13 protein-coding genes are annotated in these 14144 nt (G+C 56.6%); 5 read left to right on the forward strand and 8 right to left on the reverse strand.

Annotated features, from left to right (window positions below):
* Positions 1-133: 133 nt before the first annotated feature.
* Both HNI00_RS15285 and HNI00_RS15290 read right to left on the reverse strand, forming a co-directional pair.
* Positions 134-1543 (reverse strand): diaminopimelate decarboxylase family protein, encoded by a 1410-nt coding sequence (locus tag HNI00_RS15285; protein ID WP_316787450.1) that lies wholly within the window; start codon positions 1541-1543, stop codon positions 134-136.
* Between the two features lie 198 nt (positions 1544-1741).
* On the reverse strand, positions 1742-2911 hold the full coding sequence (locus HNI00_RS15290) for a histidinol-phosphate transaminase (RefSeq protein ID WP_316787451.1): 1170 nt from the start codon (positions 2909-2911) through the stop codon (positions 1742-1744).
* A 413-nt stretch (positions 2912-3324) separates the two neighbouring features.
* Here HNI00_RS15290 and HNI00_RS15295 point away from each other — a divergent pair, with 413 nt between their 5' ends.
* The gene (locus HNI00_RS15295) at positions 3325-3858 is read left to right on the forward strand and encodes a tetratricopeptide repeat protein (protein ID WP_172356576.1); all 534 of its coding nucleotides are present in this window, start codon (positions 3325-3327) and stop codon (positions 3856-3858) included.
* Between the two features lie 155 nt (positions 3859-4013).
* On the opposite strand, the gene HNI00_RS15300 is transcribed toward HNI00_RS15295, so the two are convergent.
* The 3 genes from HNI00_RS15300 to HNI00_RS15310 all read right to left on the reverse strand — a co-directional run bounded on the left by HNI00_RS15300 (position 4014) and on the right by HNI00_RS15310 (position 5919).
* Positions 4014-4235 (reverse strand): DUF4327 family protein, encoded by a 222-nt coding sequence (locus HNI00_RS15300; protein WP_084781909.1) that lies wholly within the window; start codon positions 4233-4235, stop codon positions 4014-4016.
* Positions 4236-4479: 244 nt separating this feature from the next.
* Entirely contained in the window at positions 4480-5574 is a 1095-nt protein-coding gene (gene pdxA, locus HNI00_RS15305; RefSeq protein WP_316787453.1) for a 4-hydroxythreonine-4-phosphate dehydrogenase PdxA, read from the reverse strand.
* A 129-nt stretch (positions 5575-5703) separates the two neighbouring features.
* Positions 5704-5919, reverse strand: coding sequence for a hypothetical protein (locus tag HNI00_RS15310; protein ID WP_316787454.1), 216 nt, complete (start codon positions 5917-5919; stop codon positions 5704-5706).
* 36 nt (positions 5920-5955) lie between these two features.
* Between HNI00_RS15310 and petM the strand changes: the two genes are divergently transcribed.
* The gene (petM, locus tag HNI00_RS15315) at positions 5956-6048 is read left to right on the forward strand and encodes a cytochrome b6-f complex subunit PetM (RefSeq protein ID WP_306467093.1); all 93 of its coding nucleotides are present in this window, start codon (positions 5956-5958) and stop codon (positions 6046-6048) included.
* A 150-nt stretch (positions 6049-6198) separates the two neighbouring features.
* On the opposite strand, the gene HNI00_RS15320 is transcribed toward petM, so the two are convergent.
* Positions 6199-6630 (reverse strand): ArsR/SmtB family transcription factor, encoded by a 432-nt coding sequence (locus HNI00_RS15320; RefSeq protein WP_297078606.1) that lies wholly within the window; start codon positions 6628-6630, stop codon positions 6199-6201.
* 206 nt (positions 6631-6836) lie between these two features.
* Here HNI00_RS15320 and HNI00_RS15325 point away from each other — a divergent pair, with 206 nt between their 5' ends.
* Positions 6837-7844 (forward strand): SDR family oxidoreductase, encoded by a 1008-nt coding sequence (locus HNI00_RS15325; RefSeq protein WP_316787455.1) that lies wholly within the window; start codon positions 6837-6839, stop codon positions 7842-7844.
* Between the two features lie 217 nt (positions 7845-8061).
* Here the strand turns inward: HNI00_RS15325 and HNI00_RS15330 are convergent, their stop codons facing one another.
* Entirely contained in the window at positions 8062-8952 is an 891-nt protein-coding gene (locus tag HNI00_RS15330) for a 4-hydroxybenzoate solanesyltransferase (RefSeq protein ID WP_316787456.1), read from the reverse strand.
* Between the two features lie 276 nt (positions 8953-9228).
* On the opposite strand from HNI00_RS15330, the gene HNI00_RS15335 reads away from it, so the two are divergent.
* Both HNI00_RS15335 and HNI00_RS15340 read left to right on the forward strand, forming a co-directional pair.
* Entirely contained in the window at positions 9229-9735 is a 507-nt protein-coding gene (locus tag HNI00_RS15335; RefSeq protein WP_316787457.1) for a thiol-disulfide oxidoreductase DCC family protein, read from the forward strand.
* Between the two features lie 333 nt (positions 9736-10068).
* Entirely contained in the window at positions 10069-10779 is a 711-nt protein-coding gene (locus HNI00_RS15340) for a Uma2 family endonuclease (RefSeq protein WP_316787458.1), read from the forward strand.
* A 68-nt stretch (positions 10780-10847) separates the two neighbouring features.
* Here HNI00_RS15340 and HNI00_RS15345 read toward each other — a convergent pair whose 3' ends face one another.
* Positions 10848-14021: an efflux RND transporter permease subunit gene (locus HNI00_RS15345; RefSeq protein ID WP_316787459.1), complete on the reverse strand. Its 3174-nt coding sequence runs from the start codon at positions 14019-14021 to the stop codon at positions 10848-10850.
* Positions 14022-14144: the final 123 nt, after the last annotated feature.

Here is a 14144-nt window from a genome sequence, read left to right on the forward strand (position 1 = left end):
GAATCAGTTCATTACACAGCATTTTGCACAGCCAAGTGCAGAATTAGACCTGCAAAGCGTTCGGTAGAGTCGAGCGAAGAATTAACTCGGCGGTTTCAACCCCAAGACTTGAAACTGGATTAATCAAACTGGATTAATCAAACTGGACTAATCGCTGATGCTGGAAGAAGTCCTCGTAGCGGCTGCGGGCGCGGATTAGCTCCAGGCGATCGCCCCAGATGGCGACCTCTGCGGGGGCGGGGTGCAGTGCAAAGTTTGTCAGCGAATGATTGAAGCCGTAAGCGCCGCAGTTGCGGATGACCAGGCGATCGCCAATTTCCAAGTCCACGGGCAGCAGCGCATCGCGCACCACCACATCAATGGGCGTTGGCAACTGGCCCGCGATTGTAGTGGGCATTGTGTCGGATGACTCTTTGCCCAGAACGCGCAGAAACTTGCTGGCATTTTGCATGGCGGGGGTGCGGTAGAGATGGTGAACGCCGCCGTTGAGAATCGCAAACCGCTTGCCCTGGGATTCCTTGATATCCAGCACCTCTGTCAAATACATGCCTGCCTCACAAACGAGATAGCGCCCCATTTCCAAAATGAAATGAAACGGCTCGTGGCTAAAGAGGGCTTGTAGGGCCGCCCCAAACGCAGGCACATCAAACGCGGCATCTACGGAGTTGTAGGGCACGCCAATGCCGCCGCCAAAGTCGATGACCTCGATGCAAAATCCCTGGGATCGCAGTCGATGGGCGATCGCCACGGTGTTTTGCCACGCATCAATCAGTTGCCGATAATCCAGCACATTGCTTTCGGTGAACACATGAATTCCCTGAAGCCGCACATGGCTAAGCGACTGAATCTGCAACAGTTCGGCTGCTGCCTGCGCCTCATCTACGCCAAACTTACTCGCACCCTGCCCATTCATGGCAATGGGTTTTAGCGTGTCGCCATTGTGACTGCCATTCGTCTCAGAGATTGTTTCGATAGTTTCGGATTCGATAGTTTCGGAGGCTGCGTTGGGATTCTCGGCAGCGTGTACAATGCTATTCGTCTTCGCGTCGATCGCGCAGCCAGAATCGCAGCTATTCAGCGTGCGAAACTGGGGGTTAATTCGCAGCAGGATGGACTGCTGTTTTCCCTGCTCCGCCGCTATCTGGTTCAGCCGTCGCGCTTCATTGGCCGACTCTACAACAATCAGCCCGATATGGTAATTGAGGGCCTCAGCCAGTTCATAATTGGTTTTTCCAGGGCCCGTGAAGACCGTTTCCTCAGCAGGATAGCCCGACTTCAGTGCGGCGATGAATTCACCCAGAGAGCTAACCTCTGCGGCTGCGCCCCGCCGCGCCAGCAGGTGCGAAAGGGTAAGATTGCTGTTTGCCTTGAGGGCGTAGTGCAGGCGAAAGTTCTGGGGGAGGCTGTGGTTGAGAGCCGCAAATCGGGCCTCAATCAGCGCCAAGTCGTATAGATAAAGCGGCGCTCCAAACTGGGTGGCGGCCTGAGACAGCAAGGCTGCGCTTGGCAGCGCGGGGGCAAGGGGTAGGGTCAATCCGGGCATCGATCGTCCTCAAGCGATGGGAAGCCTTCTAAAGCGTGCTATGGGGCATTCAGAAGGCGAGTCGTCGTGAATAGTCGTAGCGACCTAACCGGATCTATGGAAAGGAGAATTCTTAACTATTTCTTAAGATTTGTAAACTCGCTTTTATTATGAATCGTTTGCAGGGTTCTGTCTAGATGCCGCAGGGTTGGAGGCGGGCTAGAGTCGGTCGCGGAGGCGATCGAGGGTGCGCTGGTTTTCCGCTGGCGTTCCGATGGTAATTCGCAGCCCGCCGCAGGTTTTGCGAACCAGGGTTCCGGCGGATTTCAGGCTTTGAAACAGGGTTTCTAGCTGTTCCTCGGCTGGATCGTTCTGGAGCCGCAGGAATAGGAAATTGGCGGCGCTCGGCCAGACGGTGATTCCCGGCAGCGCGGCAAGGGCTTGGAGGAGGCGATCGCGCTCCGACAGCAGCGTGGGGATAGCAGCCAGCAGCGTATCCTGATGCGCCAGGGCTAGCTCGGCGGCGCGTTGCGACAGGCTGGGCAGGTTATAGGGCAGGCGAATTTTTTCCAGCGTGGCGGCCAGTTCGGGATGGGCGATCGCATAGCCAACCCGATGCGACGCTAGCCGAAACGCCTTAGAAAAGGTTCGCAGAATCACCCAGTTGGGATGCTGGGGCAGTTCCGCCAGCACGGTTTGCTGGCTGAATTCAAAATAGGCTTCGTCAATCACCACCAGGATGTGGGGCGGCAGGCTCCGCAGCCAGTCTAGCTCTGCATCTGTGAGCGCATTGCCCGTGGGCGAGTTGGGATGTACCGTAAACACGACGCGGATGGCGGGCTGTCCGGCGGCAGGCGTGGCGATCGCATGGCTAGCAGCGGCGAGGTCCGTTTCAAAGGTTTGCGCGTTGCGACCGACTCGCACCACCGGAACGCCCAGCGTATTGGCCGTGATGGCATACATGGAAAACGTGGGGTCGGCCACCAGCACCGAACCTTCCGCCCGCAGGCAGGTGGCAATCAGCAGCGACCGGATGAGTTCGTCAGACCCGTTGCTGACGGAAATATGCACCGGTGTGACCCAGCTTGCGGAGGATTGAGCAGAGGATTGAGCGGACTGGTGCGCGGACTGGTTGGCATATTGGGCGATCGCCCCTTTCAGCGCCGCATGTCCTCCATCGGGATAGCGGTTTGCCTCCAGTTCATGCTGATAGGCCCAGGCCAGTTTTTGCTTCAGGTCTTCTGGCAAATCGTAGGGGCTTTCGTTGGTATCCAGCCGATCGACCTGGGCAGGCTGCGTCGGGGAGCCGTGAGCCGCCGCCTCTGCACCACCGGGATGGGGCGTGTAGGACACCAACTGAGCCAAATCGGAGCGCAAAAAGGGAAGCATAAACCCGCCTACCGCTGCAAGCACACAGCCTAAAATCACCTCTCATAGCATACGATTTTCAAGCAGTGGTCTGTTGATGTTTGGCTTAACGCAGCATCGATGGACGGTCACTCGGCAGCGCTGAACCCCAAAAGCCCTTACTTGTCCAAATCTCCCGAGATCTCAGAGATTAGCCGCGATCGCCCCTCGATGCATCGGCGCGATGGTGTAGGCTGAAGAAAGCGGTCTGAGTGTCTCTAAGCGGTTTCGTAAAGAGGTTTTGTAAAGAGGTTTCGTAAAGAGGTTTTGTACCCGCGTTTTAATCGGATACTGGCTGCCGGATACTGGCCGCGCCCGATCGAGTTGAGTCTGATTTCTCTTGGGTTTCTTACAGTTTCTAGTTTTCTTTTAGCTGAAGTTAGAAGTTAAAGGTTATGGACGATAGCTTGCTGCCCGTTGTCTATCTCAGTGTGCTAGTAGCGCTGCTGGCGATCGCGGGTATCTTCCTGTTTCGCCAGGTGCTTAGAACCCGCAAGGTCGAAACCGCCCTGACGCGCCTGCAAAACAAGCTCACCAAGGGCCCCGGCACGGCGCAGGAATACTATGAACTGGGCAGCATCTATCTGGATAAGAAGCTCTATTCGCAGGCGATCGCCCAGTTCCAAAAAGCGCTCAAGTCCAAAGACCTGAAAGAAGCCGAGAACGCGGCTCTGGTCTACAACGCACTGGGCTATGCCTATGCTGCCCAAGAGCAATATGACCTGGCCATTCGCCAATACAAAGAAGCGCTGGAAAAGCAGCCCAAGTATGTTACTGCCCTGAATAACCTGGGCTTTGCCTACGAGAAAAAGCAGTTGGTTACCCAGGCAATCGAAGCCTATGAGCAAGCGCTGGCCATTGACCCGAAAAACGGCACTGCCAAACGGCGCACCGAGTCCCTCAAGCGGCGCGTCGCCACGCCTGCCTAGTCTGTGCTGACCGAACTTGGTTCCGTTTCGTGCTAAACAAAAAACCGGGGCACTCCGCCATTGTGCGTAGAGATCCCCGGTTGCCTTTTTGGGGTTCCGTAGTTACACGGTTGTGTCGCTAGAGTCCCTCCAGACGGTTCTGGAGCCAGATTTGCCTAGTCGTTGTCCCACTCCTCATGGCCAAGCAGATCGCCGATGCGATCGCGCAACAAAAAGTCACATTTTTCAAGTTCGCACTCAACGCAGGCCCACTCGCGGGCAGGAATGTACTTGCAGAGGACGTAGATGGGCTGCTGACGGCTGACAATCCCTTTTTGAACCAGTTGACGGGCTTCGTCTTGAAGGAGATCCATAGAGTATTGAACGGTTTGGAGCATGATTTCGACCTCTGCGCTAGAACTATCGAAACGTCGTGAGTGCTTCAAGCATGACTGACCTACGTAGGAACACTCAACGAAACACTCTGTATCAAAAGTTAGCGTTTATTTACAATCAGTGTTACCTTTTGTATTTCAGTATACTGAACCATATCTATTCTCACGCCAGTTCCCCGGTAATGAGATTAAAAAATGTTAAAAAGTCACGAAACCATAACATTTTGGTGATACGAACTTACTAAATTCAAGACTGATTTTGAAAGATCAGCCGTTGTGCGGATAGGCTGATCGCTAGCCGAATTGCCGCTTTCATGCTGCTGGCATCGGCAATGCCCCGACCCGCGATGTCGAAGGCCGTACCGTGGTCGGGCGAAGTCCGCACAAACGGCAGCCCGATTGTGGTATTGACGGCGCAATCGAACGCCATCAGCTTTACGGGAATTAGCCCCTGATCGTGATACAGCGCTAGGTAGGCATCGTGGGTCTGCACTGGGCGCGACGTGCCAAACCAGGCCTGGCCCGGCCGCACCCAGAGCGTATCTGGCGGAATAGGGCCGTCTAGCGTCAGGTGGGGATGCTGCTGCCGCATTTGGTGAATCCAGGGGGTCAGCCACTCCAATTCTTCGTGCCCAAGCTGGCCCCGTTCGCCGCTGTGGGGGTTGAGTCCGGCGATCGCCACTCGCGGCTGCAAAATTCCAAAATCGTCCCGCAGGCTGTCCAGCAATAGCTCCAGTTTGCGCGTCATCAGATCGGGCGAGAGAGCATCGGGCACCTGCCGCAGGGGAATATGCGTCGTTGCTAGCAGCGCCCGCAGCGTCCAGCCCGTATGGGGCGATCGCCCGACAAACATCATGCCAAACCGCGTCGTTCTCGCCTGCTCTGCCAGCAGTTCCGTTTGCCCCGGATAGACATGACCCGCCGCTTTCCAGGCAGACTTGGCGATGGGCGCAGTGACAATGCCGTCAAACTCGCCTGCTAGCGTGTGGGCGATCGCCGTCTGCAAAAACCGAAAACTGGCCTCGCCGCTAGCAGCGCTTTCCGCTCCTGGCGTAATTTGGGACACCAGCGCCGAGTCGAGCGGCACCTCCAGCAGGTCAAGTGTAGAGAGGTCAGGGAGATAGGAGAACCCTGCCTGCACGAGGCGATCGCACGTCTGTTCCAGCAAAGCGCGGTTGCCGACCAGCGTGATTTTGCTGGGCTGTTCTGGTGGGTCTTCTGGTGGGTCTTCTGGGGGATCTTTTGGGGGGTCATCCGCCAGCGCCGCCAGCGCCTTCAGCACCACCTCCGCCCCAATCCCCGCCGGATCTCCCAGGGCGATCGCCACTCTTGGCTGCACCATTGCTTCCCCCTTGCCAAATACCTGTTGAACCTCGCAAAATACCAGACAACCCCTGCCCCAAGCCCCTAGGCGCAATTCATCAAATCAGCGGAACCTTTAGCCAATCCACCAAACGGGCTGCAAACTGCCTTAAAATGCATGGTGCAAGTGCATGGTGCAAGCTCTGGCAACCTCGACCCCGGTCAAGGCCGGGTTTATGCCGCAGCGCTTTCTCGGCAGCGCTTTCCCAATGGCTGCATTCTCCAGGCGGCATTCTCCAGGCGGCATTCTCCAGGCGGCATTGAGGGCGATCGCCAGTTCCCAAGCTCGCAAACCCACGTCATCCCACTCAATCAATTCAAGCAAACAAACTAAGGAGATATCGAAAACATGAGCGGTGAAATGCTGAACGCAACTTTCTTGTCATTTACTCTAATTTTGGTGGGGCTAGCGCTGGGCTTTGCGCTGCTAAAGCTCCAGGGCGGCGAAGAGTAATTTTTGAGGTTAGCTGGCCTGGTTTTCTGTAAAACTGTGCTGCGTCCCCGTCGATCGGTCACACGACAAAGCGCACGAAAAACCAGGCAGCCCTCCCCAAGCGCATTCCCAAACCCCAAATCCAAAATCGCAAATCCGAAATCCAACGCCTCAGCTATCCTCTGGCTCGTCCAGATGCTCTGCCACTTCACGGTATAGGTTGAGGACGTGACTATCCTTCAGGTAATAGAACACGTTGCGCCCCTGCTTTCGGTAGCTGACCAGTCGGAGCGATCGGAGCGATCGCAACTGATGAGACACCGCCGACTCGCTCATCTTCACTACTGCCGCCAGATCGCAGACGCAGAGTTCCTGCTGAGCCAGCGCCGACACGATCCGCAGACGATTGGCATCTCCCAGCAGCGCAAAGAATTCTGCCATCCGCTGCGCCTTTTCGACACTCAGCAGCCCCCGCTGCGCCTGCCGCACATGCTCCAGATCAACGGGATGTTCCGTCGCACAACTGGGGCTATTCTCAGGAATAGACGCGCTGACAGCCGCTCGAACCGGAGAGGAATTCCTCTGGGACACTGCTTTGGGCATAGGTCTGAGGTCTGGGCTTTGATAAAGATTTGACAAACTGCAAGCCGCTTTACAGCCTGCACAGCACAGGTGAATCTCTCTCTAGCCTAGCAATTTGCTTGCTATTCAGCGCGTCTCGCAAAAAAACGGATTCTCTAGCGGGCCGAAATATTAGAGAATGAAAGGTGTATCTTATAAAAAGTTAACGATTTCGGACGAAATCTATAATGACGTTACTCGTGGTCGGTGCGACGGGCACCCTGGGCAGACAAGTGGTTCGTCGCGCACTGGATGAAGGCTATCCGGTGCGCTGTCTGGTACGAAGCTTCCGTAGGGCTTCGTTTCTCAGGGAATGGGGCGCAGAGCTGGTGCTGGGAGATTTGTGCGAACCGGAGACGTTGCCCCCTGCCTTTGAAGGGGTTACAGCGGTCATTGACGCGGCAACGGCTCGTGCCACAGATTCCCTCAGCGTGCGCCAGGTGGACTGGGAAGGACAGGTAGCGCTGATTCAGGCGGCCAAGCTGGCCGGAGTCGAGCGCTTCATCTTCTTCTCCATCCTGGATGCAGAGAAATATCCCGACGTGCCGCTGATGGAAATCAAGCACTGCACAGAGCAGTTTTTGGCAGAATCAGGGCTGAACTATACGGTTCTGCGGACGGCTGGCTTTATGCAGGGGCTGATTGGGCAGTATGCCATTCCCATTCTCGAAAAGCAGGCTGTCTGGGTGACGGGGGAAACGTCGCCGATCGCCTACATCGACACGCAGGATTTGGCCAAGTTTGCCGTGCAGGCGCTGAAGGTGCCGGAAACCGCTAACCGCACTTTCCCGGTCGTGGGGTCGCGGGCTTGGGGCGCGTATGAAATCATCCGCCTGTGTGAGCGTCTGTCGGGGCAGGAATCTAAGGTGTCGCGGATGCCGCTGGAATTGTTGCGAGCCGCTCGCAAGATTGCCCGGTTCTTTCAGTGGGGCTGGAACCAGGCCGATCGCCTCGCCTTTACCGAAGTGCTGGCAACGGGTAAGCCGCTGACCGCGCCGATGGAGGAAACCTATCAGGTCTTCGGCATTGACCCCAAGGAACTGACGACGCTGGAAGGCTATATGCAGGAATACTTCAGCCTGATCATGAAAAAGCTGAAGGAAGCAGAGTACGAAAAAGAAAAGGCGAAAGAAAAGGCAATGAAGCGCAAAATGAAGCGATCGCCCTTCAAAAAGGTCGAAGAACCCAAGCCCTAGTGCAGAATTTGGGGCGCTGATTCTAGGGCACTGCTGGGCAACGCTAGCAGAAAGGGGTGGGGGTCTTGCTCCTGCCCTCTTTTTGACGGGTCTTGGACTAAACGTGATCTGACTCTATCTCAAAGCCCCTCCGCGGCACCCCGAACAAACTTGCTAGAAAGCCCAATCGCAAATCCAAAATCGCAAATCCAAAATCGCAAATCCAAAATCGAGAATCTCAGAAAAAGCCAAGGGCCATCCCCGCAAGCAAAACAAAGCCGACCCAGACGTTTTGCCGAAAGATCTGTCCATAGAGGGCGGGGTTTGGGGCGGCGGTGCGGGTGCGACGGAGGCGGAGGTATTGCCAGATCCACAGGGCGATCGCCCCCAATAGCGCCATCCAATAGACCCAGCCCAGCGCCATCAAGCTACCCAGTTTCCCCAGCAGCACCGCCGTCGCCGTAAAAAATGCGCCCACCGCCTGCGCCGCGTATCGCCCAAAGAAAATTGCGCTGGAATTGACCCCGACGCGCAAATCGTCTTCCCGGTCGGCCATGGCGTAAACAGTGTCAAACCCCAGGGTCCACAGCACCGTCGCGCCCCACAGCAGCCAAGTTTCCGGCTCCAGCGTGCCCGTTACCGCGCTCCAGCTAATCAACACGGCAAAGCCCCACGCCAACGACAGCACCAACTGCGGCACCGGAAACACCCGCTTTGCCAGCGGATACAGCACGATCACCGGAACCGCCGCCACGCAGAGCCAAAAGCTGAGCGGGTTTAGATACAGCGACAATCCGTAGGCGCAGAGCATCGACACCAGCGCTACCGCGATGCCCGTCCGCACCGACAGCGCCCGCGAGGCCAGGGGCCGGGTTTTGGTGCGCTGCACCTGCGGATCAATGTTGCGATCCCACAGGTCATTAATCACGCAGCCCGCTGCGCTGGTGGCCAACGTCCCCAGCACGATCACCCCAATTAAAATCGGCGGCGGATTGCCCCGCGCTGCCAGCACCACCGCCCACAGCGCCGGGATCATCAAAATGAGCCGTCCGGCGGGCTTGTCCCAGCGCAAGAGGCGCACCACCTTCAGCCAAGTCGGTTCGGGTTGGGGCGAGGGATGAGTCACCATAGGTTGAGTTGCCAAAAGCTTTGGGGAATGAATGCGTTTATCCTTAGCCTACAGGGTTGCAGGCGATGGCGGAAAGATGAAGAAATGAGGAAATCGAGAATTCAGTTTGCAACCGGATTCACCCCCATTCAGTTTCTAGAATAGAGACAAAGACGATAGAACTTACGCAGTTGGACGATTTCTCGCGGGCGCGGCCCGCGAGAAATCGTCCAAAACCCAAAGAGCCTATGGCAAGTGCGTAGGTCCTAGACGAATTCATCCAATTATTGGAGCGCTATGACTGACGTTCGCAATCCTTCCTTCCCAGATGCTACGAGTTCGTCAGCCAGCGCACCCTATTTCGTGATTTACGACGGCAACTGCAATCTCTGCGTCAATCTGGTGAAACTGCTGGAATCGCTGGATCGCGGCCAGATGTTTCAATATGCGCCAATGCAGGATGAACCGACGCTGGCGCAGTTTGGCATCACGCCGCAGGACTGTGAAATGGGAATGATTTTGCTGCGGGCAGATGCGCCGGAGGTGCGCTGGCAGGGCAGTGATGCAGCCGAAGAGATTGGGCGACTGCTGCCGCTGGGCAACGGGTTTGTCGCAGCCTATCGGGCGCTGCCGGGGGTGAAGTGGGCGGGCGATCGCCTCTATGAACAAGTCCGCGACAACCGCTATGCGTTGTTTGGCAAGCGCGATCGCCTCTACCAGTCTGCCTATCCGATTTGCGGACTGGGCGACTGCAATTTGCAACCTGATGGCTCACCGCAGGAGTCGAGCCAGCACAACGCCTAGCCAGCAATAAACGTGTTATGGACTTAGCCCAGTCAAACGGGGCTTTTGCAGAGAGGCTTTAGGCGGAGGTAGCCGTTCGTTAAAATAGCGCCATCTCCTTCGATGCTTTAAGAGGATGTTTGAAAAGCCCTACTGTTTGTAGTAAAGCGTGCAAGATCTCCCTAAATCCCCCTTAAAAAGGGGGACTTTAAGGCGGTTTCCCCCTTTTTAAGGGGGGCTGGGGGGGATCTCTGAGTGCTTAACATTACAGGCAATACCTTTTCAAACACCCTCTAAGCGTGCCGCTTCAAGATTGCCTCAAGATTGTCCCAAGATTGCCCCAGAGAGTCGCCAATGGTGTTGCAACATCCTCAACAGCCTCCCCGCTCTGTGCCGATGCCGCCGCTGGAAAGTGGCGATCGCCTCACCCGCGCCGAGTTTGAGCGCCGCTACCAGGCAACCCCAGAGCATTTCAAAGCAGAACTGATCGAAGGAGTGGTTTACGTGGCATCTCCCGTCCGAACGTTTCACGGTGTTCCTCATGCGGATTTGATCACCTGGTTGGGGGTTTATCGAACCGCGACGCCGGGTGTCAGCGCTGCCGATAACACAACCACTCGGCTGGACATGGACAACGAACCCCAGCCGGATGCGCTGCTGCGGATTGAAGTGGGTGGAACCTCCACGATTAGCGATGACGGCTATATCGAAGGAGCGCCAGAACTAATTGCAGAAATTGCCACTAGCAGCGCTGCAATTGACCTGGGAGCCAAGCAAAACGCCTATCGCCGCAACGGGGTGCAGGAATATCTGGTCTGGCAGACCTTCGAGAACCGCCTGAGCTGGTTTCGCTTGCAGGCAGAAGAATATGTCCTGGTGGAACCCGATGCGGAGGGCATCATTCGCAGCAGCGTGTTTCCGGGGCTGTGGCTGGACGCGCCCGCGCTGCTAGAGGGGCGGATGATCGAGGTGCTAAATGTGCTGCAAGCAGGGCTGGCTGATCCAGCGCATCAGGCCTTTGTGGAGGAACTGGAGGGGCGATCGCCCAAAAATCGTGCAACCTAAACAAGCGAGTTGCACAACTTGCTAACACAACTTACCAAGTCTCACTGCCCTCTGATTTCTGTGCTGCCTTATTTCTGCGTTGCCGACAGCGGTTCCTCCAAATCTTCAAAATCGGCAGGCGGCGTGGGCAATTCGGGCATGAAGCGATCCGTCAGCTTTTTCACGATAATATACAGCACGGGAACCATGAACAGGCTGAGGAACGTAGACAGCAGATAGCCGCCAAAAATAGCCGTCCCAATCGAACGGCGGCTGGCGGCCCCGGCTCCGGTGGCAATCATCAGCGGGAAAAAGCCCACCAAGCTGGAGAAGCCCGTCATCAAAATGGGTCGCAACCGTTCCTGCGCCGCCTCGATGGCCGCTTTGGTAATGGGCAAGCCTTTCTCGCGCAACTGGTTGGCGTATTCCACAATCAGAATCGAGTTTTTACTTGCCAGACCAATTAGCATCACCAGACCCACCTGGGAATACACGTCGTTGGCCTGTCCCCGTAGGAACTGCGCTCCTAGCGCCCCCAGCACCGCCAGCGGCACAGCAAACAGAATAATCGCCGGGTCTACAAAGCTGCCGTACTGCGCCGACAGCACCAGATACACCATCAGCAGCCCCAGGGCAAACAGCAGCGGCGCCTGCCCGCCCGACTCGATCTCCTCCAGAGCGCTGCCAGTCCACTCAAACCCCAGGCTGGGGGGAAACACCTGCTGGGCGACCTGCTCCATCGCGGCGATCGCCTGGCCAGAGCTTCTTCCTGGCGCCGCACCGCCCTGCACCGAAATCGATCGAAACAGGTTGTAGTGCGTAATTGACTGGGCGCTGGTGGTTGGGGTCAGCGTTACCAAATTGCCGAGGGGAATCATCTGACCAGCGGCAGAACGGACGTAGAGTTGGTTCACATCTTCCGGCTGGGCGCGAAACTGCTGGTCGGCCTGCACATAAACGCGGTAGCTGCGCCGATCCAGCGTGAAGTCGTTGACATAATCCGACCCCAGAAAACTCTGGAGCGTCGAGAAAATGTCATTCAGGTCGATGCCCAAGGCCTTAGCGCGATCGCGGTTTACCTCCACCACCATCTGCGGCGTGCTGGCGGAATAGGTAGAAAACACCGCCTGCAAATTGGGGTTTTGGTTGGCGGCTCCCATCAGCGCGTAGAGATAGCCCACAAACTCGTTCAGGGGCATATTTCCCCGGCGATCCTGCATTTCTAGCTGGAAGCCGCCGAAGTTGCCTAAGCCCTGAATCGAGGGCGGATTCAGCGAGAAAATTCGGGCTTTAGGCATTCCAAAAAACTTCATCTGGATTTGCCCGATGATTTCTTGGACAGACTGCCCCCGACCCTTCCGCTCTTCCCACGGCTTCAGCAGCGTGAACATAATGCCCTGGTTGGGCGCAACGCCCGCAAAGCTAAAGCCCGTTACGGCAAAATTCGACTCTACCTCCGGAATTTTGCGTACCTCGGCGGAGGCTTCATCCAGAATTTTCTTGGTGTAGTTAAGGGACACGCCTTCGGGAGCCTGCACCAGCGTAATGAAATAGCCCTGGTCTTCTTCCGGCAAAAAGGCTCCGGGAACCGTGCGATAAACCCAAGCCGTGGCCATCAGCGCCAGCACAAACCCAGCCAGCACCCAATACTTCAACTGAGACAACACCGTGAGCGATCGCTGATAGCGCTGCCGCACATTGTCCAAAAATCCGTTGAAGCGCTCAAACTGTCGCCCCAGCCAGCCCTGGTGGTCGGAACGGGGCCGCAGCAGCAGCGCCGACATCGCAGGCGAAAAGGTCAGCGCATTGAAGGTAGACACGACGATGGCAAAGGCAATCGTCAGCGCGAACTGGCGATAGATTGCGCCCGTCGTGCCGGGAAAAAACGCCACCGGAACGAACACCGCCATCAGCACCAGCGAAGTTGCAATCACCGCGCCAGACAGTTCTTTCATGGTTTCGGCCGCTGCGCGGAACGGATTCATGCCGCGATCTTGCACCTTGGCGGCGATCGCCTCCACCACCACAATCGCGTCGTCCACCACCACACCCGTCGCCAGCGTCAGACCAAACAAGGTCAGCGTGTTGATCGAGAAGCCGAATATCTTGGTGAACACGAAAGTCCCAATCAGCGCAACCGGAATGGCGATCGCCGGAACCAGCGTAGTTCGCCAATCTTGCAGGAAAATAAACAGCACCAGCACCACCAGCAGGATGGCAGTGATCAGCGTATACACCACATCTCGCAGCGAAACCTGCACAAAGCTGGTAATGTCAAACGCCACGGCGTAGTCAATGCCAGGCGGAAAGGAGCGCTTTAGGTTTTCTAGCTCTTTGCGAACGGCGGCCGTTGTCTCCAGCGCATTGGAACCGGAACGCTGCGTAATGCCCAAGCCGATAGATTCAATATCGTTGTAGGTCAAAAACGTTCCGTAATTCTCTGCGCCTAGTTCCGCCCGGCCCACATCTTTCAGGCGCACCAAGTTGCCGCCTTCTCCCGTCTTCAGCACCAGGTTTTCAAATTCTTCGACGGACTTGAGCTGGCTATCGGCTCGCAGGTTAATTTGATATTCCTGATTCGGATCAGCAGGCTGTTGCCCCAGTTGCCCCGCGCCCACCTGGAGGTTTTGTTCGCGAATGGCGCTGGTGACATCCTGCACCGTCAGCCCCCGTGCTGCCAGCCGCGCCGGGTCGAGCCAGAGGCGCATGGCAAACTTCCGTTCTCCGAAAATCTGGATCGACCCGACCCCCGGAATCCGCCGCAACGCTTCCACCATGTACAGGTCGGCGTAGTTGCTAAGGAAGAGGCTATCGTATTCGCCGTTGGTGGGGTAGAGGGCGATCGCCATCAGGAAGTTGCTGGACGACTGCTCTACCGTAATCCCCGTTCGGGTTACCAGTTCTGGCAAACGAGGCTCGGCCCGGGCCACTCGGTTCTGCACGTTCACCGCCGCAATGTCCGGATCTTGCCCTGCTGTAAAGGTGACGGTGATCTGGCTGGTGCCATCGCTGCCGCTGCTAGAACTCATGTAGCGCAGCCCGTCTACGCCATTGATTTCCCGCTCCAAAATATTCGTCACGGCGCTTTCTACCGTTTCTGCATCTGCACCCGGATAGTTTGCCGTCACCACCACCTGCGTCGGCGTGATGTCAGGAAACTGGGCGATCGGCAGCGTGGGCAGTACCACCAACCCCAAAAACACCGTGATAATGGCGCAAACTAGCGTAAAAACGGGTCGTTTGATGAAAAAGTTGGCAAACATGAGGGGTGGGAAATGAGGGGTCAGGGTTCAGGAGTCAGGCATACAAGTCTCAACGAGAGGAGGGGTTGGGCTGTTTGGAAGGCTGGCGTTCATGTAAAACCGAACCCCGAATCCCAAACCCTG

The sequence above is a fragment of the Thermoleptolyngbya oregonensis NK1-22 genome (assembly GCF_032705245.1).
In the GTDB taxonomy this organism is placed as follows: domain Bacteria; phylum Cyanobacteriota; class Cyanobacteriia; order Elainellales; family Elainellaceae; genus Thermoleptolyngbya; species Thermoleptolyngbya sichuanensis.